Annotated in this window: 21 protein-coding genes and 4 pseudogenes; 14 read left to right on the top strand and 11 right to left on the bottom strand. The window is 58.5% G+C overall.

Going from position 1 to position 26,476, the window contains the following annotated elements:
* Together HY30_RS15200 and HY30_RS15195 are read right to left on the bottom strand one after the other, a co-directional pair.
* A pseudogene (locus HY30_RS15200) lies at positions 1 to 460 on the bottom strand (4-hydroxy-2-oxovalerate aldolase); the annotation flags it as partial.
* Positions 460 to 711 (bottom strand): annotated as a pseudogene (locus HY30_RS15195) (acetaldehyde dehydrogenase (acetylating)); the annotation flags it as partial. The pseudogenes HY30_RS15200 and HY30_RS15195, both read right to left, overlap by 1 nt.
* A 137-nt stretch (positions 712 to 848) precedes the next feature.
* On the opposite strand from HY30_RS15195, the gene HY30_RS15190 reads away from it, so the two are divergent.
* Positions 849 to 2,390 (top strand): carboxylesterase/lipase family protein, encoded by a 1,542-nt coding sequence (locus HY30_RS15190; RefSeq protein WP_051615547.1) that lies wholly within the window; start codon positions 849 to 851, stop codon positions 2,388 to 2,390.
* A 47-nt stretch (positions 2,391 to 2,437) separates the two neighbouring features.
* Complete coding sequence (locus tag HY30_RS15185; RefSeq protein WP_034742467.1) at positions 2,438 to 3,733, top strand: hypothetical protein; 1,296 nt, start codon at positions 2,438 to 2,440, stop codon at positions 3,731 to 3,733.
* Positions 3,734 to 3,795: 62 nt separating this feature from the next.
* On the opposite strand, the gene HY30_RS15180 is transcribed toward HY30_RS15185, so the two are convergent.
* Both HY30_RS15180 and HY30_RS19460 read right to left on the bottom strand, forming a co-directional pair.
* Positions 3,796 to 6,051 (bottom strand): TonB-dependent receptor, encoded by a 2,256-nt coding sequence (locus HY30_RS15180; protein WP_034742465.1) that lies wholly within the window; start codon positions 6,049 to 6,051, stop codon positions 3,796 to 3,798.
* Positions 6,052 to 6,199: 148 nt separating this feature from the next.
* Positions 6,200 to 6,970 (bottom strand): GntR family transcriptional regulator, encoded by a 771-nt coding sequence (locus HY30_RS19460; RefSeq protein ID WP_051615546.1) that lies wholly within the window; start codon positions 6,968 to 6,970, stop codon positions 6,200 to 6,202.
* A gap of 88 nt (positions 6,971 to 7,058) precedes the next feature.
* On the opposite strand from HY30_RS19460, the gene HY30_RS15170 reads away from it, so the two are divergent.
* Entirely contained in the window at positions 7,059 to 8,099 is a 1,041-nt protein-coding gene (locus HY30_RS15170; protein WP_162176959.1) for a serine hydrolase domain-containing protein, read from the top strand.
* 757 nt (positions 8,100 to 8,856) lie between these two features.
* Here the strand turns inward: HY30_RS15170 and HY30_RS15165 are convergent.
* From HY30_RS15165 to HY30_RS15150, 4 genes are all read right to left on the bottom strand, one after another.
* A complete protein-coding gene (locus tag HY30_RS15165) occupies positions 8,857 to 9,927 on the bottom strand; it encodes an acyl-CoA dehydrogenase family protein (RefSeq protein ID WP_034742462.1) in 1,071 nt (356 codons plus the stop codon).
* 17 nt (positions 9,928 to 9,944) lie between these two features.
* On the bottom strand, positions 9,945 to 11,156 hold the full coding sequence (locus HY30_RS15160; protein WP_034742459.1) for an acyl-CoA dehydrogenase family protein: 1,212 nt from the start codon (positions 11,154 to 11,156) through the stop codon (positions 9,945 to 9,947).
* A 67-nt stretch (positions 11,157 to 11,223) separates the two neighbouring features.
* Positions 11,224 to 11,550: a 2Fe-2S iron-sulfur cluster-binding protein gene (locus tag HY30_RS15155; RefSeq protein WP_034742456.1), complete on the bottom strand. Its 327-nt coding sequence runs from the start codon at positions 11,548 to 11,550 to the stop codon at positions 11,224 to 11,226.
* 28 nt (positions 11,551 to 11,578) lie between these two features.
* Positions 11,579 to 12,826, bottom strand: a complete 1,248-nt coding sequence (locus HY30_RS15150; protein ID WP_241765744.1) for a cytochrome P450 — start codon at positions 12,824 to 12,826, stop codon at positions 11,579 to 11,581.
* A 204-nt stretch (positions 12,827 to 13,030) separates the two neighbouring features.
* Between HY30_RS15150 and HY30_RS15145 the strand changes: the two genes are divergently transcribed.
* Genes HY30_RS15145 through HY30_RS15100 form a run of 10 tightly spaced genes read left to right on the top strand, consistent with a single transcriptional unit; the run spans position 13,031 to position 24,049 of the window.
* The gene (locus HY30_RS15145) at positions 13,031 to 13,771 is read left to right on the top strand and encodes a FadR/GntR family transcriptional regulator (RefSeq protein WP_034742452.1); all 741 of its coding nucleotides are present in this window, start codon (positions 13,031 to 13,033) and stop codon (positions 13,769 to 13,771) included.
* Between the two features lie 44 nt (positions 13,772 to 13,815).
* Positions 13,816 to 14,958 (top strand): NAD(P)H-dependent flavin oxidoreductase, encoded by a 1,143-nt coding sequence (locus HY30_RS15140; protein WP_034742450.1) that lies wholly within the window; start codon positions 13,816 to 13,818, stop codon positions 14,956 to 14,958.
* 23 nt (positions 14,959 to 14,981) lie between these two features.
* Positions 14,982 to 15,761: a Coq4 family protein gene (locus HY30_RS15135; protein ID WP_206741485.1), complete on the top strand. Its 780-nt coding sequence runs from the start codon at positions 14,982 to 14,984 to the stop codon at positions 15,759 to 15,761.
* Positions 15,758 to 16,948, top strand: coding sequence for a thiolase C-terminal domain-containing protein (locus HY30_RS15130; protein WP_034742449.1), 1,191 nt, complete (start codon positions 15,758 to 15,760; stop codon positions 16,946 to 16,948). Before HY30_RS15135 ends, HY30_RS15130 begins: the two co-directional genes overlap by 4 nt.
* On the top strand, positions 16,945 to 17,406 hold the full coding sequence (locus HY30_RS15125) for a Zn-ribbon domain-containing OB-fold protein (protein ID WP_081812282.1): 462 nt from the start codon (positions 16,945 to 16,947) through the stop codon (positions 17,404 to 17,406). The genes HY30_RS15130 and HY30_RS15125 overlap by 4 nt, the downstream gene beginning before the upstream one ends.
* 7 nt (positions 17,407 to 17,413) lie before the next feature.
* Positions 17,414 to 18,664 carry an acyl-CoA dehydrogenase family protein gene (locus tag HY30_RS15120; RefSeq protein ID WP_034742447.1) on the top strand — a complete coding sequence of 417 codons (1,251 nt, stop codon included), beginning with the start codon at positions 17,414 to 17,416 and terminating at the stop codon, positions 18,662 to 18,664.
* On the top strand, positions 18,664 to 19,755 hold the full coding sequence (locus HY30_RS15115) for an acyl-CoA dehydrogenase family protein (protein WP_034742445.1): 1,092 nt from the start codon (positions 18,664 to 18,666) through the stop codon (positions 19,753 to 19,755). The genes HY30_RS15120 and HY30_RS15115 overlap by 1 nt, the downstream gene beginning before the upstream one ends.
* A gap of 57 nt (positions 19,756 to 19,812) precedes the next feature.
* Positions 19,813 to 21,426, top strand: a complete 1,614-nt coding sequence (locus HY30_RS15110) for an acyl-CoA synthetase (protein ID WP_034742442.1) — start codon at positions 19,813 to 19,815, stop codon at positions 21,424 to 21,426.
* Positions 21,423 to 23,060 (top strand): flavin-containing monooxygenase, encoded by a 1,638-nt coding sequence (locus HY30_RS15105; RefSeq protein ID WP_034742439.1) that lies wholly within the window; start codon positions 21,423 to 21,425, stop codon positions 23,058 to 23,060. The genes HY30_RS15110 and HY30_RS15105 overlap by 4 nt, the downstream gene beginning before the upstream one ends.
* Positions 23,057 to 24,049 (top strand): alpha/beta fold hydrolase, encoded by a 993-nt coding sequence (locus tag HY30_RS15100; RefSeq protein ID WP_034742436.1) that lies wholly within the window; start codon positions 23,057 to 23,059, stop codon positions 24,047 to 24,049. Before HY30_RS15105 ends, HY30_RS15100 begins: the two co-directional genes overlap by 4 nt.
* Here HY30_RS15100 and HY30_RS20310 read toward each other — a convergent pair.
* Positions 23,971 to 24,411, bottom strand: a complete 441-nt coding sequence (locus HY30_RS20310) for a hypothetical protein (protein ID WP_199286285.1) — start codon at positions 24,409 to 24,411, stop codon at positions 23,971 to 23,973. The two genes, HY30_RS15100 and HY30_RS20310, sit on opposite strands and share 79 nt — an antisense overlap.
* A gap of 57 nt (positions 24,412 to 24,468) precedes the next feature.
* Positions 24,469 to 24,585, bottom strand: a pseudogene (locus HY30_RS20090) (transposase); the annotation flags it as partial.
* A gap of 430 nt (positions 24,586 to 25,015) precedes the next feature.
* Between HY30_RS20090 and HY30_RS20725 the strand changes: the two are divergent.
* Positions 25,016 to 25,480 (top strand): MarR family winged helix-turn-helix transcriptional regulator, encoded by a 465-nt coding sequence (locus tag HY30_RS20725; protein ID WP_051615544.1) that lies wholly within the window; start codon positions 25,016 to 25,018, stop codon positions 25,478 to 25,480.
* 50 nt (positions 25,481 to 25,530) lie between these two features.
* Here the strand turns inward: HY30_RS20725 and HY30_RS20530 are convergent.
* A pseudogene (locus tag HY30_RS20530) lies at positions 25,531 to 26,108 on the bottom strand (integrase core domain-containing protein); the annotation flags it as partial.
* Between the last annotated feature and the right edge of the window lie 368 nt (positions 26,109 to 26,476).

Below are 26,476 nucleotides of genomic sequence, written 5' to 3'. Positions count from 1 at the left end.
CAGCCAATTTCTCAGGCTCGACCATGTGGGACATCATAAGAAAGCCAACCGTGTCCATACCCAGATCTCTGGCAACACCGATATGCTGTTTCGATACGTCGGCTTCCGTGCAGTGTGTAGCGATCCTGACAGACCTGACGCCAAGCTTGTAGGCATGCTTCAGCTCCTCGATCGTTCCGATCCCAGGAAGGAGGAGCGTCGTCAGTTTCGCCGTTTTCACTGAATCCGCGACGGCTTCAATCCATTCCCAGTCGGTGTGGGCGCCAAAGCCATAATTGAAGCTTGAGCCATTCAGGCCGTCTCCATGGGCAATCTCGATTGCGTCGACTCCGGCCTGGTCAAGGGCTGCGGCAATCTTGCTGACGTGCTCGATACCGTATTGGTGCCGGATCGCATGCATCCCGTCGCGCAAAGTGACGTCCTGAATGTAGAGATTGTCGGATTTGGGATCAAATGCCATCAGGCAGTCTCCTTGGCTCGCCGCCGTGCGGCGATCTTCTCAGCGGTCGCAATGCCAGCTGATGTCATTATGTCGAGATTTCCCGCGTATGCAGGCAAATAGTGGGCGGCACCCTCGACTTCCAGGAAAACGCTGGTCTTGATACCTTCGAATGTGCCCAGGCCGGGAATCTTGACTGGGTTGTTCGAAACGAGCCGTTCGAACTGAACCTTTTGCTTCATCCGATAGCCGGGCACATAGGCGTTGACCTTTAACTAGACCTCTCTATCAGCACGTGCAATATTATCGATAATTAGGATCACAGAGCAATCGGACCGGCACTATGGCTGCAGCAGCTAGTCGGCAATAAGTCATTTGCATCATAGCGCCAAGGATACTGGGAGCAACAATGAACAAGGGCAGACCGTTCGGCTTGATCATAATGCTTGCCTGTTTGCAGGCGTGCGCCTTGGGCATGGCCGCGGTTGCTCAGCCCCCACAGGTTCAGATTTCGCAGGGCGTGATTGCCGGAAAGACCATCGGCGAGGTCGATGCTTTCTTTAATATGCCCTTTGCCGCCGCACCGGTAGGCGAGCTGCGCTGGCGCCCTCCGGCAGTGGCCCCGGGCTGGGAAGGTGTCCGGGACGGCACGCAGATGGGCCCCGCCTGCTCACAGCCATTGCGGCCTGCTGTCGTTGCCGGCGGTGTGGCAAACGTCCAGTCTGAAGACTGTCTGCAGCTGAACGTCTGGCGGCCGGAGGGCGCGTCGGGCTTGGCTGTGATGGTTTGGATTCATGGTGGCGCGCATGTGATCGGTTCCGGAACGTTCCCGATTTTCGATGGAACAGAGCTCGCCCGGCAAGGCGTGATCGTCGTGACGATCAACTATCGCCTCGGCCCACTCGGTTACTTTGCGCATCCGGCTCTGACGGATGAAGCGACCACGGATACTCCGCTCGGTAATTTCGGATTGATGGACCAGCTGGCAGCACTTCGCTGGGTGCAGCAGAACATCGCTGCCTTTGGCGGTGACCCGGCGCAGGTCACCGTGTTCGGGGAATCCGCCGGCGCAGTGAGTACCATGGCGTTGCTCTCGATGCCGGAAGCATCCGGATTGTTTTCGGCTGCCATTGTGCAATCGGGCGTCAACCTGCTTACCCCTCGAACGCTCCCGGAGCAGGAGGCGCTCGGGATCGCAGCCGCCGGCGCGTTGGCTATCGCGCCTGACGCTAGCGCAGATATACTGCGTGCAGCCAGCGCAGATGATTGGGTGAAAGCGGCTGGTCCTCGCAGCAGCGGCGCAGTCAATCCGTTCATCGATGGCCGGCTGTTGCGAGAGGCGCCTTCGCGGGCGTTTGAAGACGGCGGGGCGCTTGATGTTCCGCTTCTGGTAGGCGCAAACAGCAATGAGGCGAGCGTTCTGCTGGCCATGGGCATCAGCCCGCAATTGGCCGTCGCTTACTTCGGAGATCAGTTGGCTGAAGCAGAGGCTGCCTACGGCCTTGAGGCATCCGATCCTGAATTCGCACGGCAGGTTCTGGGGGATGCCTGGTTCGTGGCACCGGCCCGCTGGCTTGCCGACGCTACACAGGACGGTGCACCGAGTTATCTCTATCACTTCGACTATGTTGCAGAAAAGCGACGGACGAACTCTGCTGGCGCGGCGCACGGATCCGAAATCACTTATGTCTTCGACACGGTAGACTACTTCGAAAGCGTCGTCGGTGAGATGACAGAGGCAGACCGTCGGTTTGCGGAAGGAATGTCGGCGTGTTGGGTTTCATTTGCCAAAACCCACAAACCGGATTGTGAGCTGGTGCCTGCTTGGGGGCCATATGACACAGAGCGCGATGAACTCGCTCTCTTTGGGCCAGAAACACGAGTGATACCGGGCTTTCGGAAAACCATGCTGGACCTGATCCTTGCCCGCTACGAACATCAGGCGCCCTAAAGACTGAGCCCGATGTCACTGTCGATACGCATAAGGAGTGTTTTTGCATGATCAACCGGCGACATGCCTTGCTGCTTCCAGCCGCGCTTGGCGCATGTGCAGGATTGCCGGCCGCGCGAACCGGACCGGAAGAGTCCCTCGAGCGTGATGCGAGCGCGCTTGAACGCGCGGTGGTGACTTATGCCAGTTTCGGCTCTCATTATTCTGGCAGCGCAGGCGATCTTGCGACGACGGATTGGATGGAGGGCGAGCTCTCGACCGCTGGATACGAGACGCGTCGGCAGACGTTCGAAGTACCTGCCTGTGACGGCGAAACAGGAACGGTGTTACTGCCTGACGGGACACAAATTTCAGGACCGGTCCAGATGCCGGCTCGGGCGGCAGAGGCCGAGGCGGAGCTCGTCTACTGGAATACGGATACTCCGCCGCCAGCCTTGACCGGAAAGCTGCTGGTTTATGACGCAGGGTTTCGGCGCCATTCCAGCCTGATATCGACGGAATGGCAGCGCGTACTGAAAACCTCACGGGAAGCGCAGGTGGCGGGTGTGGCGGCAATCACCAATGGGCCAACACGGCTCGCTATTCGGCTCAATACCCCGGCCGACGGCGATATTGCTCCCATGCTGACCCTAGCGCCCCGTGAGGCAGGCGCCCTGCGCGCGGCAGCAACCCGTGGCGACACGGCCAGACTTTCCATCGCCCCAGCCCGGCCGGGCCGGTTGGCTGACAATCTGATTGCCCGGCGGACTGGCCCCGGTGCACGGATCGTTATCAGCACGCCCAAGTCCGGCTGGGGCATCTGCGCCTCGGAGAGAGGTCCCGGCATTGCGATTTTCCTTGAACTGGGGCGACGGTTCGCCTCAACCTGGCCGACGGCGGACATTCATCTGGTGGCAACGTCAGGACACGAGTACGAGAACCTGGGCGCCCACAGATTCCTGGAAAGTGGCGCACCGGCGCCGATGGACACAGCGCTTTGGGTGCATCTCGGCGCCAACCTCTCGGGAGTTGATTTTCATGACCTGGGTCCCACCCTACTGCCACTGCCGTCACCTGACCCGCAACGTTATCTTGGCGTGACGGAAGGAATTGAAGGGCTGGCCAGAGAGATGTTCCGCGGCCGGCCAGGACTGGAGGCCGCCTATGTCATGACTGCAGAAAATGCGGCGGGAGAGCTCCGCGAGATTCTTGGCGCCGGCTATGCATCCGCTTTCGGCGTCTTCGGCGCAGGACGCTTTCATCACACCGATCAGGATACGCCGGACAAGGTAGACATGCGTGAATTGGCCACAACAAACGCATCCTTCCTGCGCCTGATCGAGCGCGTTCTCAGTAAGGCCTGAAAATGACGCCTGCCGGAATGCCGGCAGGCGTTTAGGTCTTCGGGAGGAAATCCGTAGCCAGACTAAAAGTCGTAGCGAAGCTCGATTCCTGTCAGCCGTGGCTGGCTGTAGCGATTGATCGTGGGAGCTCGCGCCACAAAGTGGACTTCATCGGTCAGGTTGCGCGCAAAAGCCGTCACACTGACCTTGCCGAAGCGCGCCCCGAGGCGAAGGTTGATCAGTCCGAAATCGTCGAGCGGCGCGGTTGTGGCAGACAGTTCCTGAACGCCGCCAGTCTGCGCTGTGTAGACGAAATTGGCGAACGCTTCAGAATCAGGGCCAATTGGCCGGCGATAATTCAGGGTGGCCGAACCGAGCCATTCAGGAACCTGGGCCAGATCCAGCCCTTCGAATCTGCCGCTGATCACTTCACCCTCCTGATAGGAGAGGCTGAAACCGGTGGAGAGTTTGCCGCCAGCAATGTCGAAGAGTGAGGAAATCTCGCCTTCTACACCACGGCTTTCGGCGTCACCCGCGTTCGTGAGAAAGGACGTCGCCGCCACGGGACATGTCGGGTTTGTCAGCGCACATCCATTGTCCGTCTGGGCAATAAGATTTTCCTGATCGTTCATATAAGCCGCAATGGCGAAATAGGAATGGCTGCCAAGCGTACCCTTGAGGCCGATTTCATAGCTCTGGGACGTTTCGTCGTCGAACGCTGCATCAATGGGTCTGGGCTGCCGCGGATCACCAAGATTGGTGTTGAAGCCCCCAGCCCGGTAGCTGGTGCCGGCCTTGGCGTAAGTCAGGATACTGGAGGTCAGCTTGAAGGCGGCGGTGGCGTTGTAGGATAGGTTGCTCGGTTCGATGCTGCCATCCACGACCCGCGCGGCTCCGCCCAGGGGCGCCCCGGTGCCCCGGTCAAACAGGCGGGAACTGAGGGAGCGGTCATCCTGCGTGTAGCGAAGCTCACCTGTGAGGTTTAGCCGCTCGGTCAGGTCATAGCCGAGCGATCCGTACGCGGCGTAAGAATTATATTCGAGGTCGACGGGGGAGATACTGCCGGTCGAAGGGTTAGCGAGTGTGGGGGTTCGGGCATTCTCCACCGAATAATCGCTCTCAAGAAGCAGGAGGTCGATGCCCGCGAGCCAATTGAGCCGGCCATCGATGGCTTCGCCGGTGAGATGGACATCCTGGTTGAAGGACGTGGTCGTATCCCGCACGAAAGCTGCCGAGTTCACATCCAGCGGAACGACGGCAAGAATACTGCCAGCTGCAATGGCATCGGCGCGCTCCTGCGCATTGATCGCATCTGCATCGAGATCATATGCGGAGACACGCTCGCGATAGAGCGTGGTGGAATTCAGTTGCGCCCAGTCCAGATCGTACTTCGCGACGATCTGGTAGGAGTCAACGTCCTGCTCGGCAGAGGGCGGGGTGTTCCAGGGATAGTTGAACCTGTCCTGTATATAGCCGCCCGGGAAGCCTGGCGTGCCTGCAGGAATTTCGATCTGGTAGTGGATCGAGGGTGTCTCGAGAACTTGGGTTTCTGCAAGGAAAAGCAGATCGAGCGGACCGGAACTGTAGCGTAGCTGCGCGCGCAAGCCGTGGCCCTCTTCCCGGTCGAAATAGACGTCATTGACGGGGTTGTAGAAGAAACCGGACTCTTGACCCACCGCGAAGCCACTGAAGCGAACTGCCAATGTGTCGCTGAGCGCCCTGTTGACGACACCCTCGCCGCGCAGGTTCTCGTTCTCAATTCCATATTGCGCCTTCAGGTATCCGGATGTTTCAAATTCCGGCTGCGCCGAGACGATGTTGACGGCGCCGCCGACAGCGTTGCGGCCGTAGAGCGCACCCTGGGTGCCGCGCAGCACCTCAACGCGCCCGATGTCGAGAAAATCGATCAAGGCAAAGTTGCGCCCGCCGATGCCGCCACCGCCGATGTAAGAGGCATTGCGGTAGAGCCCGACGCTGGGATCGCCGTTCGTTGCGCGCGCAGTCGACGAGGCGCGGATCGAAAGTTCCGAGGTGACGGACGAGTTGAGGTTGTTGAAGCGAACGCTTGGCTGGTCGGCCAGCAGTTCGCCGCTGGTGCTGGCGCCGCCGCGCTCGGTGAGCGCGTTCCCGCCGATGACGGAGGCCGCCGTCGGAACTTCGGAAAGCCGCTCCTCCCGGCGACGCGCAGTCACCACCACTTCCCCTAGCCGAACTTCCTCTTCCGCGCCTTCGGAAGGCGCTTGTGAAGCAGCATCTTCAACAGCCTGGGCCGAGGCCGGCGCGATTCCATTGACAGCCACCGTCATTGCGGTTGTCGCAAAAAGCATAAAGCGAAGCATGTATTCCTCCCTCAAAGGCCCATCTTGGGCTTATTATCGATAATTTCAGATTATCGATAATATTTGGGGCGAGGTGTCAAGTACTTCATGCTGGCGAGCGGCAACAAACGGTAGCCTCGCAACCGAACGGGCGGCCGCATAGGATTGGCTATTTTCGGCGAGGCGGTTTCCGGCGCGCCTGTTCGACGGCCTGCGCATCAAGGTAAGTCGCCAGCGCTTCTTGATAGTAGTCCTGAAGGTTTCCGATCAGGGCGCGCGCAAGTTCGTCGGCCTTGTCCGGTTGGCGGGCCTTGATGGCGGCGCAGAGCCGCTCGTAGATTTCGGCAGACTTCAGCGCCGGAGCGACCGGAAGGTCTTCGAGGAACTTCTGCGAGATGATCCTCTGCTGCCACTTGGCAACAATCGCCACGCGGTCCAGCAAAGTTTTGGACTGAGGTGCACGGGCGCAATGCGCAATATAGGCACCGATGCGGTTGGAAACGGCAAGATGGTCGAACGTATTGCGCGTCGCATGCGCAATGGCCGTAAATTCCTTGACACGCGCGACAAGCTGTTCGGCCTCGCTGTCAGTCATGCGCTGGCTCGCAAGGCGACACACGACGCCGAACAGGGATTTCCAGAGTTCGAGGATCTCGATAGTCGCCTGCTTGTCAATCACCGCGACGCGGGCACCTCGCCAGGGCACGACCTCAACGAGTCCTATATTGGCGATTTGACGGAATGCTTCGCGTACGGGCGCGTGAGAAACCTCAAACCGTTTGGCAATTTCCCTTTCCCGGATCCAGGAACCCGGCGGGATCCGCCATTCAACGATGTCCTCAATCAGCGCTGCCGCGATGACCCGGTCCTGCGTCAGAGCATCAGTTATAACTTCCTGCGGCAATTCTTCTGGCTGGTCTGGCACACTGATCACCTTCATTTTTCGAGATTCCATCTAGCCTTGATCGTCTTCAAAAGGCAGTATTATCGATAATTCAATAAGGGAGAGTTTAAAAGTGCCTCGATACTTGCTTTTTTGGCTGGCCTTAACTGCTGGCTCGTGTGCAGCACAGCCTTATCCGACCGGACATTCTGATCAGAGCAATGCCTGCCAGCAGGCCATTGCATATTCAAATGCAGACCGAGGTCTGGCGGTGCTTGTGCTCAAAGACGGCGAGCCGGTCTGTAACAGCCCTGACCACGACATCAACGAACCTCACGAACTTTGGTCCGGCACAAAAAGCTTTCTTGGCATAATGGCCGCCATCGCAGCAAAAGATGGTCTATTGTCTCTGGACGAGCCGGTCGCCGTAACGCTCACTGAGTGGCAAGGAGACCCCCAGCGCAGTAAGGTAACTCTCCGTCACCTTCTGTCGATGACGAGCGGGCACAAGAGCCGCATCGGACGTCCGCCGGGATACGAAGCTGCGGTTGCAAGCGATATAAACTCGCTAGCCGGGTTGAAATTCCAGTATGGCGCCGTTCCGTCTCAGATTTTCGGTGAAGTCATGCGCCGCAAACTTAAAGCGGCTGGCCAGTCGGGTGGACCAAGAGCGTATTTGGAGCAGCGCTTGTTTGCGCCCTTGGGACTTGCGGGATACCGGTGGAGAAACGGCCCGGACAAGCAACCCCTGATGCCTCAGGGAGTCATCATGTCTGCCAGCGAGTGGGCGAAATTCGGCGAGTTCGTGCGCCTTGGCGGCAGGGTTGACGGCATACAGATCGTTGACCAGGAAACTTTTGAAGCGCTGTTCGAGGGAAGTGCAGCGAATGCCGCATACGGGCTATCCTGGTGGTTGCCGAGGCCCTCATCGTCAAAGGACGTCGTTACAGCGACGACAGATATTGACGATCATGCCGATAGTCTGCCTGATGACATGGTGGTGGCTGCCGGAGCGGGCAATCAGCGGCTCTATGTAATCCCGTCGCTTGGTCTGACCATCGTGCGTCTTGCAGATCTTGATCTGGGCGCAGCCTTGCGAGGTGATAAGGAACGCTGGTCGGATTATGTATTCTTGGAACTAACCTTGAATGCGGCACATTCCAGAAGCGTACCACAGAATAATTGATGTCCGGCGCACGAAAAATTGAAAACTTGTGTGGAAGACTCCAATGCTGCAAGGGTTTTTTCGTTTCGGCAAGCCCGGGTCGGAAGCTGACTTGTGTCCGACCTGTTAGCGCGACGTAATTGTCGCAGGCCTGAGTTTCCGCGAACCGAACCCCATTCTGCAATGCGGGCAGTTGAAGTCCTTGTTACTATGAGGGTTGTCTCGATTTCCGAGTGCCAAGATTGTCATTACTATTCATCGTCCTAACAAGTCTTTTGTGGCTATGTGTTTTCTCAGAAGTTCAGGCTTTGGCCGTTGCCCTGAAGGGCTCATTGCGGGAAAGCATGGCTCAAAAGATCCGGGCTGTTTTGTTGGCAGTTACAACAGTTGCAAATCTTGCGGGTTTTTTCTGGAGTATGCTGACTACCCACGGACCCGCCATTTCAGGATGGGCCTTGTCGGCTGCCGAGTTCGAAATGGCAGGACAATGAAGCCGCAGGGCGTCTACATTCTTTGGGGTACATCAATTATTCTCTCGACGCTATCGCGAGAGACTTTATTGTAATTGGTGAACGCGTAGCAGGTGGGAGGACGCGGCCGCACATAGTCGGCGCTTCGCTTGCAGGCTTGCAGCCATCATTACTGCGGGCATGCTTGCACGTGATGCATTTGCATGGACAAGACCATACTCACCATCCCCGGGGACGCGAAATACGACCCCAATCACAAAATCATGTGCTAAGGCCCAGCATGCGACCCGGGAGGACTTCACTCGTGGTCAGTAACCGGACAAAGCGGCGTATCGATCCTTAAGCCAGGTCGTCGAGCCGAAGCTCGCCTCGAGCACGCGTGCGCGCTTCAGGTAAAAGCCGACGTCATATTCGTCGGTCATGCCGATACCGCCATGGAGCTGTATGCCCTGGTTGCTGATACCGTGCAGTACGCGGTTGGCCTCGGCCTTGGCGATGGTCGCAGCGCGCGCTGCGCCGAACCCACCATCGACCGCCTGTAGTCCCGCCTCGACTGCCGAGCGCATCTGTGTGAGGTCGGCGAAAAGGTCCGCCATGCGGTGCTGCAGTGCCTGGAAGGTGGCAAGCACCTGGTTGAACTGCACGCGCTGCTTGAGATAGTCGAGCGTGGTGTCGAACACGGCTTGGGCCATGCCGAGCATCTCGGCTGCCGTTAGCACGCGCGCGCGGTCGAGCACATCGCCGAGCAAGCTTTCGCCCCCGCCTTTGAGCTTGTTTGCCGCTGCACCAACGAAATTCACTTCGGCATGGCTTCGCTGGTCAGAGAGCTTACGGGTGATGAGTAAGACGCCGTCACTCTTTTCGACTAGGTAAAGCCCATCCTTGGCCGCAACCACGAAGAGGTCTGCGCCGTGTGCCTCGTGAACGAAGGCTTTCCTGCCGGTCAGTTTGCCGCCGGAAACACTTGTCTCGATCCTGGCCGGATCATGAGAGGGCCCTTCATCGACCGCTAGCGTCGCGATGGCTTCACCGCTCGCGAGCTTCGGAAGCCACAATGCTTTCTGCTCGTCGCTGCCGCCCAGGATGATCGCCGATGCCGCCGCGGTGTTGAGGACGAGCGGGCTTGCGGTCAGCGTCTTTCCGAGCTGCTCAATCACGAGACCCGCCGAGAGCCAGCCAAAGTCTGACCCACCATACTCTTCAGGAATGATGACCCCGGCCCAACCCATTTCCACCATCTTGGCGTAGGCAGCGCGATCAAACGCCTCCTCGGAGCCGCTGGCGCGGACCTTACGAAATTCTGTCAAAGGGCTTTCGTTGACGGCCCAGCTGCGAGCCATGTCGCGTAGCATTTCCTGTTGTTCGTCGAGAACTGCCATTGTCAGTACTCCCCTCCTTACGCGTGATCGAGCATGCCGAGCACGCGCTTGGCGATGATATTGTTCTGGATTTCGGTCGAACCACCATAGATCGTTGCTGCCTTGCCGAAGAGCCAGGTGCGCACGTCCTCGAGTTCCCCCTCGGAAAAACCGTCGCCTTCCCAGCCAAGGCCCTGCAACCCACGGATTTCGATCAGTAGTTCCGAGCGTTCCTGTGCCAGCTTGGTGCCCGTCTTTTTGAGAACTGAACTGATCTCAGAGACTCCGCCGGGCGCCTTGCTTTCCTCGATCGCGCGGCGCGCTGTAAACAAGAAGCTGCTCCAGCGGATTTCGAAATCGGCGATCTTGTCGCGCAGCACATTGTCGGTCAGCCGACCATCCGCGGCGGTTTCGCAATATTTCTTCGCGATGTCGCCGAGGCTCTGCGCCATCATCAGAGCCAGATTGCCGCCACCAGAGATGTTGGTTCGCTCGTGCTGGAGCAGGCGTTTGCCAATGGCCCAACCCTGACCCTCTTTTCCAACGAGATTTTTCTTCGGTACCCTTACATCGGTTAAGAAAGTCTCGCAGAAAGGGCTGGTGCCCGAAATCATGGTGATCGGGCGGACTTCGACGCCGGGCGCATTCATGTCAATCAGCATGAAGCTGATGCCCTTGTGCTTGTCGCGCCTGTCGGTGCGAACGATTGCGAAGCACTTGTCGGCCCATTGCCCGCCGCTGGTCCAGGTCTTCTGGCCGTTGATCAGGTAATGGTCGCCTTTGTCCTCGGCGAAGGTTTGCAGATTAGCGAGATCGGAGCCGGCATTGGGTTCGCTATAACCCTGGCACCAGCGGATTTCGCCACGGCAGATCGCCGGAATGTGCTCGCACTTTTGCTCCTCGCTCCCGAATTCAAGCAGGGTTGGGCCGAACATCATTACGCCCATCCCGCCGATGGGATTGTAGGCCCCCGACTTGGCGAATTCCTGAGTGACGATTTTGGCCTGGGCCTTGGTCAGCCCGCCACCGCCATATTCCGTGGGCCAGGTCGGTGTACCCCAACCGCACTCGGCCACGGCCTCTCGCCATTTCTTCTGCTCATCGGTCTCGTTGGTCGGCCCTTCGAGTCCGGCAAGCAGATTGCCCTTGCCCTTGAGTTCTTCGGGGAAATTTGCGGCGAGGAATTGTCGCACTTCGGTGCGAAATGGATCGTCGTTCGCATGGGCACCGGATTGAAGCTGAGTTGGCATGGAGACCTCCGTTCAAAAATCGAATTGGCGTCGCCCCGAGCGGACGACGATGCATCACTCCGACTCGTCAGTATTGCTGCGCGGGAACGTGCAAAACCAAACCCTCCAACGTGGTCACGATGGGGATCTGGCAAGCGAGGCGGCTATATTGGTTCGCTCCCTCTGCGAATTGCAGGAGCTCGGCCTCCGCAGCGCCTTCCATGAGGCGGCCCACAATGTCGATCCATGCCGGATCGATATGAACGTGGCAGGTCGCACAGGCGCAGACGCCGCCGCAATCGCCGTCAATGCCCGGCACGCCGTTGAAGAGCGCCGCTTCGCGCGCTGTTTCGCCTTCGGCTACCTCGACCTCCCTCCGCGTTCCATTACTGGAAACGAACGTCACTTTGACCATCATAAACTCCGTATTTTAGTCCAGCCCATCAGCGAGCGTGCAGCCGCACCGGCAGTTTCGTGATCCCTCGCACAAGGTTCGAAAACAGACGCTCGGGCTCGCCGGTCACTTCGACCTTCGCGAAACGCTTGTGGATCTCTTCCCAGATGATCCGCAGCTGCAGTTCTGCAAGCCTGTTGCCCATGCAGCGATGGATGCCATAGCCGAAGGACAGGTGATGACGCGGGTTCTTACGGTCGATGATGAACTGGTCAGCTCTGTCGATGACGGTATCATCCCGGTTGCCTGACAGGTACCACATCACAACCTTGTCACCTTTCCTGATCTGCTTGCCGCCGATCTCCCAGTCCTGGAGCGCAGTGCGGCGCATATGGGTAAGTGGCGTCTGCCAGCGGATGATCTCCGGCACCATGCTGGTGATTAACGAAGGATCGTCATTGAGTTTGCGATACTCGTCGGGGTTCTGATTGAGGGCGAGCACACCGCCGCTGATCGAGTTGCGCGTGGTGTCGTTGCCGCCCACAATAAGTAGCAGGAGGTTGCCAAGAAATTCCAGAAAGGGCATGTCCCGTGTCGCTGGAGAATGCGCCATCATGGAGATGAGGTCGTTCTTTGGCTCCTGATTGATGCGCTGCTCCCACAGCCCTTTGAAATACATCGCGCATTCGATGAGCTCTTCGCGCCTTGCCTCATAGGATTCGACGATGCCGGTTTCAGGCGCGGCCGTTGTGATATCGGACCAGCGCGTGAGCTTGCGCCGCTCCTCCCACGGGAAATCGAACAGGGTCGCAAGGGTCATTGTGGTCAATTCGATCGAGACCTTGTCAACCCAGTCGATATCCTCGCCTACCGGCAGATCATCGAGGATATGGCACGCACGTTCACGGATTGTCGGCTCAAGTAACTGCAAGTTTGACGGCGCGACTGCAGAGGTAACGGCCTTTCGTTGCTGATCGTGCTTGGGCGGGTCCATGGCGATGAACATTTCAAGTTCAAGTGCACCTTCCGCCGAATGCATGTCCTGAATGGCAATTCCGCCGAGCTTCGCCTCCGACGAAAAGACTTTGTGGTTGGTATCGACGGCCATGATGTCGTCGAACCTGGTAACCGACCAGTATGGCCCGACTTTACTTTCACGGCAGTAATGGACCGGCTCCTCCTTGCGTAACCGGTCGAAGAACAGGCCAATCGTGTCCTTCTGAAAAAGGCTCGGCCGCGAAACATCGATTTGCTCGATCGGAATGGCTGCGATTTTTTCGACCGTATCCATTTCCATCGTTTCGATACTCATGTCCTGCCCTTCGATCCCATCAATAAGCCGCTAGTTGCTGAAAAGGTAAATCTTCCGCGAGGTGCAGTCAAGAAAGCTTATAATGATTTCTTGACGAGGAGTTGCAATCATGGACGTATTGGGTAGGTTATAGGCAAATGAATAGATTAAATCTTATAAGATAAATATCACAGGAGCGAGTCCTACGAAATGCAGCCGACGGTCGATAACGTGAAGAAAGCCAAGCGTGCGCTCTCGCTCGCGCAGGACATCGTTCGCGATATCGAGGCGGGGGCACGCGTTGCGGGGGACAGGTTACCGCGCGAAGAAGAAATGCTTGCGCGATACGAAGTCGCCAGAGCAACCTTGCGTGAAGCGCTCCGCTTCCTTGAGCTTCAGGGCGTAATCCATCTTCAACTGGGCCGTAGTGGCGGCCCGGTGGTCGCACGCCCCCAGACCGGCGATTTTGCGAATAGTCTTTCTCTCATCTTGCATTTCATGGAAGCAGACCTCAGGGGCCTGCTCGAACTGCGCGAAGCCATAGCGCCGGATGTCGCAGCCTATGCTGCCCAGCGCGCGACCACGGGCGACCTCAGCGCACTCGCCGATTGCCTCAAAGAGCTTGAGCGCAATGAGGCAGGAAGCCAGTTCGAGGAACTGAACCGCCGTTTTCACGACCTACTCGGTTGGGCCAGCGGCAATCCGCTCTTCGGCCTTCTGACTTCCTCTATGCATTTGCTGACCCGCGAATTCTCGCGCTCGCTCGGGTATTCGGCGCAAGAGCGGGCGGTCCAGTTGCGATTCCTGCGCCGTGTTCTGGAGGCCGTGCGCACAGGGGATGCTCAAGCGGCGCGGCAGGCCATGGCCAAGCTTGTGTCGGGTTCCGCGTCTTATCTGGCTGGACGAAGTCCCGAGCTTGTTTCCCAGAAGGTCAAGTGGGGACAGATTTAGAAAACTTGCGTCCGTCAAGGTCGCGGAATGGAGGATGTAAGGCGATGGCGCTCAAAAGCCGCATTTGTGAAATTCTCGGGATCGAACACCCCATCCTACTGGCCGGAATGGGCGGGGCGAGCGTTCCCGCGCTTGCTGCTGCGGTGTCGAATGCCGGAGGGCTTGGCGTTCTGGGGGCTGCGGCATGCTCGCCAGACCAATTGCGCAGCTGGATCCGCCAGACACGCGAGATGACCGACAAACCATTTGGCGTCGATACCCTTCTTCCCGCATCCGTCAGACGCGGCTCGGCCCCGCAGGTCGGGGGTTCGTCCGAAAATCCCACGGCACTACTTGGCGAATACCAGGAATTCACCCGCGACTTCATACGGCGCGAACATCTGCCCGAAGTGGATGTCGAATCGGCCATGCGAGCGGCGGGCGTGCCGAAGATGGGCAAGGCAAGTCCGCAGCTTTTCACGAAGGAGTTCTTCGAAGCGCAGATGGAAGTCGTGATCGAGGAAAAGGTACCCGTCTATGCTGCCGGCCTCGGCAATCCCGGTCCTTGGATGGACCGCCTGCATGCCAACGGCACCAAAGTCATGGCTGTCATCGGCAAGGTCAAGCACGCCCGGCAGGTGGTCGAAACCGGCGTCGACATGATCGTGGCGCAGGGGCACGACGGGGGCGGCCACAACTCGCCAGTCGGCACGATTTCGCTGATTCCCCAAGTGGTTGACGCGGTGGGCGACCGCGTTCCAGTGATTGGTGCCGGCGGCATTTCCGACGGCCGGGGTGTTGCCGCCGCGCTGATGTTGGGTGCCGAGGGCGCGTGGATCGGGACGGCGTTCCTCGCGACCGAGGAGGCGGGCATCGAACGATTCCAGAAAGAAGCGATCATCGAAAGCGGCGACGCCGATACGGTCGTCAGCCGCTCGATCACCGGTAAACCTGCGCGAATGATCCGCAACAAATGGGCCGATGCATGGATCGAGGCAGGCAAGGATCCATTGCCTATGCCCTATCAGTCGATGATCTCGGGGCCCGTCATGGCGTCGGGCGTCAAGGCGGAGCGCAAGGACGTGATCCCGGGTTTCGCGGGCCAAGGGATCGGCCTTATCCATTCGATCCGGCCCGCAGCCGACGTGATGCGCGAAATTGTCGAAGATGCGGAATTCGCACTCGCCCGCGCGAAGTCTTACTGCTGAATTGTGGTAAAGGTGGACATGACATGAGCAACGCGCTGAACCAACCGAAGGGGCATGAACTACGCCTACCTATTCGCCCGGGCGAAGCTATTGCGGCCATGCGCCGACTTACCCGGGACAAGGAAGACACTGCGCAGGTCTTCCGTATCGTCAAGGCGCTGTCGGGCAATTCCTATTATCGCAATTTTCGACGGTTCGCTGCCTCTTCCGCCGGGAAGCGTATCCTCCTGGAACGCGCGGACTTACTCGGCACCTTGTGTGATCGTGATCGCTTGAAAAGATGCGAACCGGGAACGCTGGGCCGGGCCTATCTTGATTTCGTTTATGGAGAGGGGTTGACCGCCGAGGGGTTGGTGGATGCCAGCGAAGCGGGAGGGATAACCGACTTCAACGATCCGGAAGTCGCACGCTACCGGAAGCGCCTGCGCGATTCGCACGACCTGTTCCATGTCGTGACCGGATATGGACGAGATGCGCTGGACGAATTGTGCGTGCTCTCGTTCTGCAACGCACAATTCTTCAATCACGGAATCGCCTTCATCGTTGCGATCGGAATTCCGAAGATGCTGGCCGAATGCGCCCGTTTGCCGGTCTCGCGTGCCGCGTTCGAAGCGTGGCGACGGGGTAGGAATGCCGCCGACCTGACAACCTTCTATTGGGAGGCGCATATCGATACGCCACTTGAGGAGGTACGCTGGCGTTTGAACCTGAAACCACCCGTTTGCTATCTTGGGGTTCAGGACCTGTCCCGCTCGTTTGAGCGAGATTTCCAGGCCAGCCGGCGGAGCAAGCTTCACGCATGAGTGCCTCATCCACCTTCAATTTCAGTGACAGGTCCGCGATCACCGGCGTCGGCGAGACAGAGTTCGTCAAGGGGACCGAACGGACGGCGGTCGACATGATGCTCGATGCCTCGCGCCGGGCGATTGCAGATGCCGGGCTAAAACCGTCCGACATAGACGGCATGGTGCCTCCGCCGATCTACACGACGTCGGAGGAAATGGCCGCCAATCTTGGCATCGACGTGCTGCGTTTTGCGGCGACGGTGCACATGGGCGGTGCGAGCCCTATAACGGCTCTGCAGAACGCGGCCATGGCGATTGCCAGCGGGCTATGCGACCACGTTCTGGTAACGCTTGGCTGGAACGGATATTCTGCCCTGCGGGCGAAGCCGGGCGCGCCGACGACCCGACCCATGAACATGAATACGCTGACCAACACAATCCGGGGCTATTATATGCCCTATGGCGTGTTCCTGCCGGTGCAGATGTATGCTTGGCTCGCCATGCGTCATTCCAAGCTCCACGGTGTCGGACCGGACGCGATGGCCGCTGTCGCACTCGCCTGTAACCGTCACGCGCAGTTGAATCCGAGAGCCTTCAACTATGGACGTAAACTCGACGTCGAGACATATCACTCGGCGCGCTGGATATCCGAGCCTTTCCGGCTCTACGATTGCTGCCTGGAAACCGATGGCGCCTGTGCGGTCGTCGTCTCGCGCATGGAGCGAGCCAAGGACATGCCGCATGTGCCGGTGAGCATCGCCGGCGCTGCTGAAGGTCACCCCTATCCCGCCGACGACATCCCTTCGCGTCCCGACCCCTTCAAGATCGGCCTCAGCTATGCAGCCCCGCGCGCATTCGAGATGGCAGGTGTCACCCGCGAGGATATGGATTTTCTACAGATCTACGACTGCTTCACTTATATCGTGCTGCTGCAACTTGAGGCACTCGGCTACTGCGAGCCCGGCGGTCAGACCGAGTTCGTCGCCAGTGGCCAGATCGAGCTGGGTGGACGCTTTCCGATCAACACCCATGGCGGCTTGCTCAGCGAAGCGCACGTCTGGGGCCTCAACCATGTTGTGGAGGCCGTGCGCCAGCTGCGCCACGATTGCGGCGAGCGCCAGGTCGTGGGTGCCCAGACCGGCCTCGTAACCGGCTGGGGCGACCTAGGCGACGGGAGCATCGCTATCCTCAGGAGGTTTGCGTGAGCGACGAGAACGAACTGCCACCGAAAATGCGCCTCTCTGCGCAGAAGGCGCCGCCCAAGCCGAAACCGCGCCCGCAGGACCCGATCGAGCAGGAATTCTGGAATCGGTGTCAGGACGGCCATCTCTATTTCCAGTGTTGCGGCGATTGCGGCACCTTCCGCCACCTGCCGCGCTATATGTGCGCAAAGTGTGGCTCACCGGAATTTTCGTGGGAGCGCAGCAGCGGGAAGGGTACGCTTTTTTCCTGGACCGTCACCCACCAGGCCCTGCACCCGGCGTTTGCCGCCGACATCCCCTTCGTGGCTGCGGTGGTTGAACTGGAAGAGGGCGTACGCATGGCCACTCGCCTGATCGAATGTGACCGCGACAGCCTCAAGCTCGACCTTCCCCTGGAATTGAAATTCGAACCGATCGGGGACGACTTCCGCCTGCCAGTTTTCCGTCCCCGCAAAGAATAGAAGCGACATGGATCTCGATTACGGACCCGAATACGACGCGTTCCGCAAACAGGTGCGCGATTTCATCGAAGCGCATGGCCATCTTGCGCCACCGTATGCGGCTCGGGCGGCCCGCCCCTCATCCAAAGCTGTCCAATGGCAAAAACTGCTGATCGAGCAAGGGTACACAGCCCGCACGATCCCGGCGGAGTACGGCGGTTACGGAGCCGAACCGGACATCCTAAAATCGCGCATTATCTCCGAAGAGTTTTCACGGGCCGGGGTGCCGGGCGGGCTCGCGAACCAAGGTATCTCGATGCTCGTCCCGACTTTGCTCGAACTCGGCACTGAGGAGCAGAAGCATCGCTGGATCGAACCCACGCTGAAGGGCGAGGTCGTCTGGTGCCAAGGCTATTCTGAACCCGGTGCCGGATCGGACCTGGCCAGCGTCAAGACCAGCGCGCGGGTCGAAAATGGCGAGTTCGTTATCAATGGCCAGAAAATCTGGACCAGTACGGCGAAGCAGGCCGACATGATTTTTTGCCTCGTCAGAACCGAACCCGACGCATCAAAGCACGACGGTATTTCCTACCTGATCTTCTCGATGGACACACCGGGGATCGAGGTTCGCCCCCTTAAGACAATGACGGGCGACGCCGAATTCAACGAAACGTTCTTTACCGATGTCCGCGTTCCGCTGGACCAGATCGTAGGCCGGCGGGGCCAGGGCTGGCTCGTGGCGAATGCAACCCTCGGCCATGAGCGCGGAATGCTGGGTGATCCCGACGCGCTCGAAAACCGGCTGCAGGCGCTGATCGCACTGATGCAGGACGAGCCCATCGGACAGGATCGCGCAATCGACAATCCGGTTCTGCGAGACCGGCTGGTGGCGCTCCAAGCCGAGGTGTCAGCGATGAAATGCAATGGGATGCGTAACCTTTCGAACAACCTCAAGGGTGAGCCAGGCGGCATGGCGAAGCTGATCGTCAAGCTGCAAAGCTGTGAGATTGCCCACCAGATTTCCGCACTGGCGATCGACGCTATGGGCGAGATGGGCACTCTCTATCATCGCAGCCCGCGCGAGCGAGACGGAGGCGCGTGGCAATGGAACTACATGTTCCAGCTCGGTCTCATAATAGGCGGCGGCACCGCGCAGATCCAGAAGAACATCATCGCTGAACGTGGCCTCGAAATGCCGCGCGAACCGAAGCTGGCGAAGATTTCGGATGCGGCGAAAGCAACCGCAGACATGCCGCGTCACAAACAGGGATCAGCCTAATGGATTTCGGACTTTCTCAGGACCAGCAGATGTTGCGCGATGCGGTTGCGCGGTGTCTTGCGGATACCTGCCCGCTCGATCATGTCCGCGAATGTGCCGAGCGTGACAATCCGCTTAGCGACAAAGTGCTCCGCGCCGTGCAGGACCTGGGAATTCCCGGGATGCTGGTACCGGAAGAGCATGGCGGCCTCGGCATGACCCTTCTCGACGCTGCCATAGTTGCGGAACAGCTCGCCTATGCGGTCGCGCCGGTACCTTTTCTCGCCAGTCATGTTCTGGCGCCTATCGCGCTGAGCGAGGCAGGCAGCGAGGAGCAAAAGGCCCAATGGCTGCCGAAGATCGCGAGTGGCGAAGCGCGTATAGCTGTCGCGATTTCCGAGACGATCGAGGCGCGCGACGGTGCGGTCGTTTCCTCTGCCGATGGGAGGCTCAACGGCACCGCCCTGTTCTGCCTGGATTTCGAGGGTGCCGACGCTTACATTGTAGCAGACGCAGGTGGCAGGCTGCACCTCGCTGCAGCCGATGCATTCAGGCTGGAGACAATCCCGCTGACTACCATTGATCGTACCCGCAGCGTCGGAGAATTGCGTTTCGGAGGGACCGAGGCAGAACTGCTTGCCGACGACAACGGAACGACCACGGCCCGTTTGCGCGATGCGGGCCGTGTGATCTTGGCCGCTGACAGCCTTGGCGCAGGCCAGGCCATGATCGAAAAAGCTGTCGATTATTCTGGACAGCGCGAACAGTTCGGTCGTCTTATCGGCAGTTTCCAAGCAGTGAAGCACATGTGCGCAGAGATGGCCGCACGTCATGAACCATGCCGCTCGCTTGTCTGGTATGCAGCTCACGCCTTTGGCGCGATGCCGGAGGATGTATCGCTCGTCGCCTGCCACGCGAAATCACACACCGGCGAAGTCCATCGCTTTGTCGCCCGCACTTCCACCGAAGTGCATGGCGGGATGGGATTCACGGACCTGATCGGTCTGCATTACTGGTTCAAACGCATTGGATTCGACCGGCAGGTGCTTGGAGGACCCGAAACGGTGCGGGCCGAGGCGGCAGCACTGCAAGGCTGGATCAAGGCCGCGTAATACACTCATTGCGGGGGCCTGCGAGACTGGCTGTCCCGTCCGGAAGGGAGAAGGAACATGATCGACTGGAACCTCGGTGACATTCTCGACGCAGTCGAGCCCGCCATGCCTCAGGACGCTCCGGCGCTGATACACGGCGACCGGATCGTCACTTGGCCCGAAATGTCCGCGCGCTCGAATAATATCGCGCGCGCGTTGCGTCAACGCGGAGCGTGCGATGGTGCCAAGGTGGCCTTCTACATGCGCAACCGCCCCGAATATGGCGAGCTGATGGCGGCTTGTTTTAAGGGGCGCTTGACCCATGTGAACATCAATTACCGCTACCGCGCCGAAGAAGTTTTCTACATTTTCCAAGATTCTGACAGCGAAGTGATTGTTTACAGTTCGGAGTTTCGCGAATGTATCGTCGAACTCAAGGATAGGCTCGAGAAGGTTCACACTTTCGTCGAAATTGGCGACCCTTCCGAAATCGCGTCTTTTGCGAGTCCCTATGAGACGCTGGCGGGAAAAGGGGACGGATCGGCGCTCGGCATCGAACGCTCACCCGACGATTTGCTCTTCATCTATACCGGCGGCACGACCGGGATGCCGAAAGGCGTGATGTGGCGGCACGACGACATGCGCAAGGCCCAGTTGGACGCGCAGAAGTTACTTGGCCCGGTTCCGCAGACGCTGGAAGAAAATGTTGCGCTGATCGAGAAAGAGGGGCCCGGCAGGCGCACTCTCTCCTCCTGCCCGCTCATGCACGGGACGGGCTTCATCACCGCGATAGGTGCGCTCATGTCGGGCGGCGCGATCGTCACGCTGACGGCCCCTTCCTTCGAAGCTTCAGAATTGTGGGAAACGGTCGAAAAGCACCAGGTGGAAAGCATCGCAATTGTGGGCGACGCCTTTGCTAAGCCAATGCTTCGCGCGCTCGAAGAAAACGCGGGGCGCTGGGATACCAGGAGCCTCGTCTCCATCATCTCGTCCGGCGTGATGTGGAGCAAGGAGATTAAGGCCGGTCTATGCAAGCACATTCCCCAGGTCGTGCTGATGGATAGTTTCGGCGCCTCCGAAGGGCTCGGCTTCGGCCTCTCCGTCACGACTGCACAGGGCGGTACGAACACCGCGAAATTCGGGATTGGCGAATTCTGCGATGTCTTCGACGAAAACGACCAGAAAGTCGAACCAGGAAGCGGCGTGCCTGGCTTTATCGCCCGCAAGGGGGCCATCCCCATGGGATATTACAAAGATCCCGAAAAATCCGCCAAGACATTCCGCACAATCGATGGCGTGCGTTATTCGATTCCGGGTGACTGGTGCCGGGTAGAGGCCGATGGAAGCCTTACCCTGCTAGGCCGCGGCAGCGTATGCATCAACACTGCTGGCGAGAAGGTATACCCAGAAGAAGTCGAGGAAGTGCTCAAGACCCATCCCGCCATCGGTGAAGCGCTGGTCGTAGGTGTAACGGACGAAAAATGGGGCCAGGCCGTCACCGCCGTCGTCCACCTCAACCACGACGTCCCGTTCGACGAGCAAGCCGTCAAGGACCATGTGCGCGATCAGCTGGCAGGATACAAAACGCCCAAGGCCATACATCCGACGGAAAAACCCCTGCGTGCATCCAACGGCAAGGCCGACTATGCAACGGCGAAAGCAATCGCCGAACGTTTGACGGTCGCATCGTGAGCAATCGGGTTTCTCCCGATTACGACGCTGTAATCGTCGGTGCCGGCTTCAGCGGGATCTACCTGCTCCACAAGTTGCGTGACGCTGGGTTCAACGTGTTGCTGGTGGATGCTGCGGCCCAGCCCGGCGGCATCTGGTACTGGAATTGCTATCCAGGCGCACGAGTGGATTCACAGGTTCCGCTTTACGAGTTCTCGATACCTGAAGTGTGGAAATCATGGGCCTGGAGCGAGCGATTTCCCGGTTGGGAAGAGCTCAGGGCGTATTTCCGGCATGTTTGCGATACGCTCGACCTGTGGCCCATGATGCGCATGGGGTCAGGGGTCAGAGGCGCGCACTATGAGAAGGAGACGAAGCAATGGCGTCTGCAACTCGACAGCGACAAAACTGTTTCGACACGGTTCCTGTTGCCCGCTCTTGGTTTCGCATCAAAGCCGTATGTCCCCAATTTTCCCGGCCTTGAGGATTTCGAAGGCCAATGGTTTCACACGGCGCGCTGGCCGCAGCAGGGTGTCGATCTCAGCGGACGTAAGGTTGCCTTGATCGGCACCGGTGCAAGCGGTGTGCAAGTCGCGCAAGAAGCGGCCAAGTCCGCATCGAAGCTGACCCTCTATCAAAGAACACCAATCCTGGCGCTGCCTATGCAGCAGAAGAAGCTTTCGGAAGAAGACCAGGAACGGGACAAGAAGGGCTATGCTGCTATCTTCGAAACGCGCAAGCAGACGAGCGGAGGGTTCGAATGCCAATCGCTAGACGTATCGGCGCTCGAAGTTGACGAGAAAGCGCGCACCGCGCACTTTGAAGATCTGTGGCAACAGGGTGGCCTCAGGTTCTGGTATCACAATTTCGCCGACCTGCTTATCAATCGCGAAGCTAACCGCCACGCCTATGATTTCTGGCGCGACAAGGTTCGCGCAAGGATTGTCAACCCCAACCTTGTTGAGCTGCTCGCGCCTTCCGAACCGCCGCATCCATTCGGCACGAAGAGACCTTCGCTCGAGCAGGGATACTACGAGATTTTCGCGCAGGAGAATGTCGCGCTGGTCGATCTCAAGGCAACTCCGATCATCCGGGTCAAGCCGCACGCGATCGAGACCGATGACGGCGAGATGGAATGCGACCTCATCGTTTTCGCCACCGGCTTCGATGCTGGGCGCGGCGGGCTGATCGATATGAACATCACGGGGACGAACAGCCTATCACTTTCCCATGCGTGGGAAGACAGAGTACGCGCCTATCTGGGCATGGCAGTAGCGGGCTTTCCCAATATGCTGTTCGCATACGGGCCACTCAGCCCGTCGGGTTTCTCAAACGGCCCGACCAGCGCAGAGATACAGGGTGACTGGATCTGCGACTTTCTGGTCTGGATGCGGGAAAATGGTGTCGATCTTTTCGAAGCCGATCCGGCAGCTGAAACGGGCTGGACCGAAATGGTTGCCCAAGCAGGCGCGATGACACTCTTTCCCGAAGCGGATTCTTGGTACATGGGCGCAAACATCCCGGGCAAGAAGCGTCAACTGATCAATTTTCCAAGCGTGTCTGGCTATGTCGCACTCTGCGAAGATGTAGCGAACGAGGAGTATCGCGGCTTCGTGATCGACAAACCCACTAGCAAGGAACACTTAACGAAATGAACGTATTGTCCAAGATTGGAGATTTTCCCGACGACATCGACCCTGTCTGGGCCGGCGATGGTTCGCATCTGCCGGAATGGTTTGTGTCGGCCCTCAAGGTGCCGCGCGAAGAAGGTTATGTTGAGATCGACGGTGCCAGGACGCATTACTTTCGCTGGGGCGACCGGAAAAAGCCGAAAGTGCTTATGACACATGGCTTTCTCTCCCACGCCCGTTGCTTTGCCTTCATCGCTCCGTTTCTCGCGGAAGATTACGACGTGGTGGCGTTCGATCTCGCCGGCATGGGCGACACGGAGATGCGCGGGCAAGCCGATCCCGCGGCAAGGGGGCGCGAGTTTGATGAGATTGCCGAGGCACTCGATCTGTTTACAGATGGCCACAAACCCACCATCATCGCGCACAGTTTCGGCGCGGGCGCAGCGCTGACAGCCGTGACCCTGTCGCCCGATGCATTCTCCGGCGTCGTGATTTGCGATCTCATGGTCATGCGAGCCGAGCTCCTGGAGCAATACTGGAACCATCGCCGCTCCAGCCCGGGATCAGGTGATCCTGACAAGCCCAACCGGCCCTATGCGAGCTATGAAGAGGCGCGCAAAAGATACGTCCTTTCCCCGCCCCAGCCGGTCGGCGAGCCGTTCCTCCTAGATTACATGGCGTATCATTCAATGCGGCGCGACGGTGACGGTTGGACATGGAAGTTCTCACCTGAGGTATTCCGACGAAGCAATAAGTCCGACGAATGGCTCACAATCGGCCATCGACTCGTGAATGCGCCGGGCCGCAAGATCATCGTTCATGGCGGAAAGAGTCAGCTCTTTACCAGGGACTCGGCTGACTACATCCGCGAGCTGGGGGGCGGTGACATTCCGATAATCGCCGTACCTGAGGCGCGCCACCATTTGATGCTCGATCAGCCATTAGCTTTTTTAACTGCACTCAGAAGCATTCTCTCCCTTTGGGAGGAGCAGGCACACCCAAGGTGTGTGTGAAGGACAAGCGCGCCGAGATCCACGGGCGGATCACGGCGTACCAGGCTCAGATCGCGCAGGCGAAGCACGACCTGGCTCATATAAATGCGTCGATCCGGCTGTTCACCGACATCTGTGTGCGCCATCTTGAGGTCGATGGCGAACTCACAACCCGGGATCTCGCCGAGCGGGTGATGATCGAGCGCCGACTTGACGCGACGGATGCCACGCTGCGCAATTCGGTCGTCTTCAAGGTCGTCCAGGCCCTTCGCCATGCCGCCCGGCGCAAGCATGTCCGGATGGTGGAGAAGCGCAAGGGCATGTGCGTCTGGGCACCAGGCGATGCCGTCACGTTGCGGGTCGTTGCCAGTAGATGTTGGCATCCAATACCGGTTCGATCAGGACTCAAATCGCTTGCACCGGGAGAGCCGTCCATAGATATAGAAGTTGGCCGAGCTGACACCATGACGCCGGCACACGTCTGCGGTTGCCACGCCTCGTTCCTGTTCAGCCAGGATCGCGATGATCTGTTCCTTAGTGAATTTGCTTTTGCGCATTGTCTGTCTCCGTTGCGACAGACTCTCCATTCAAATGCGGGACCAAATGGATATCAGGTCACATTGTATGAATGCATACCATATGCAAGCAAATGGGCCGTCGGGAGGCCGATGAAGGGTCGGCAAAAGTCCGTTTGCTTACATACAGTATGGACCCGTGCGGAAATTTCGTGTATTAGGGTTGGCAACAGCCGGTAGCACGAGTGCCTGCGGCTTGTCTGAGCGGTGGAATGTCAAACCAGTCGCCCTGACGAAGTGAGGAAAGTATCACATCGTCAGGAAGGCCTCCTCCTACATTCCGCAGTTTCGGTAGACTTGCTGGCTAGATTAATCTAGCCAGCACTTTTTTCCTGCTTTGAATATAGCGGTTGAATTTCGAGCTGCACAAAGCCAGAGTGAACTTTTGACACCATGGCTAGGTTTGGTTGGAATGCCCCAAGAGAAAATTCTGAGATTCGCTGACAATGATTTCTGGAGCGATGAGCGAGTTGAGCTGGCTTTTCTGATAAGCCGTGTTACGCGCGTGCTTCGGCGTCGATTTGATATGGATATGGCATCCTTGGAACTCACGCGGGCTCAATGGAGAGCGATGCTGTATGTTTTTCGGCTTTCTAACCCTACGCAAACCGAGTTAGCCGAGATATTGGAGCTGGGGCGAGCTTCTGTCGGGTCTCTGATAGACCAGTTGGAGCGAAGTGGATATGTATCCCGGGTCGCGGACAGCGATGATCGTCGTGTGTGGAGGGTTGTGCCTTCTAGATTGGCAGTCTCCCGGCAGTCCAAAATTGATCGGGCCGGAAGACGTGCGGCCGCTGAGTTATTTGCGGATTTCGACGAGAAAGATCTTAGAGATTTCCGTCGATGTCTTGAAAAGCTAATCCCAAGCGCGGAATGAGCGTGGTGAACGGTAATCATCCTATTTTTAAGCTGCCAGGTTCCTGAACTTTACGCAGAAAGTTTCAGTTCCATGGCGGGGTAATCCCGCCGATGCCCATGTCCGGGCGCTGATTGTTGTAAATCCAGAGCCACCGCGTAGCGTGTTCCTTGACCTTCTTGATCGCATTGAAGATGAACCGTCCTGGCCATTCCTGCCGAACGGTCCGATTGTAGCGCTCGACATAGGCATACTGCTGCGGCTTGCCAGGCTGGATGCAGAAGATGCCAATGCCGCGCTTTGCTGCCCAGGTCTGCAGCTTGCCACTGATATTTTTCGGCCCCGTTGTCCACGCGCATGCCCATCGGCTTTCCGAGCCCTTCAATGATTTGCTCAAGCATGCGAACGACACGGGCTGCAGGCAGGGAGAAGTCTACTTCGATACCAAGGCCTTCGCGGTAAAAGTCCTCGAGGACATTTAGCGTCCGGAAGGACCAGCCATCGCCGAGTTGGTCGGCCATGAAGTCCATCGACCACATTTCGTTCGGCCGCTCCAGAACCGCCAGGGGCCCGGAACTTCCCGAACCAGGCGTTTCCTCGGCTTGATCTACAAATTCAGCTCCAGTTCGCAAGGATATGCGCGTCTGTGAATCGCGATTTCTTCATTCTCGTCTCCGTCGATAATCAACGCCGGAGAAGTCCAGTTTTCAAGTCGCTTATTTTCAGGGATGACTACCTTTCCAGGTGAAGTCCGGCCCCTGATCGACCCGGATAGCTCAAGTTTTGAGCAGACCCGTTCGAGTGTTTCAGCGATATCGGCACCGGCGTACGTCCCTCGAAAGTCAATGGCTGGAACAAGTCTGGTGAAGGCATCGATGATGTTCAGGGTTCTGATCTTGCAACCGTCGTAGAGTGGGACGTGGACGAAACCTGTGCTCCATGCCTCGTTCGGTCGCGACAGCTGGCAACGCGCTTCCTGATGAGACGTCAAATCGTCGCGCCTTGGCCGTTACGCTG

Source organism: Hyphomonas chukchiensis (assembly GCF_000682695.1).
Lineage (GTDB): Bacteria > Pseudomonadota > Alphaproteobacteria > Caulobacterales > Hyphomonadaceae > Hyphomonas > Hyphomonas chukchiensis.
The sequence above is the reverse complement of the archived record's forward strand: the minus strand, read 5'-3'. Positions and strand labels throughout refer to the sequence as shown.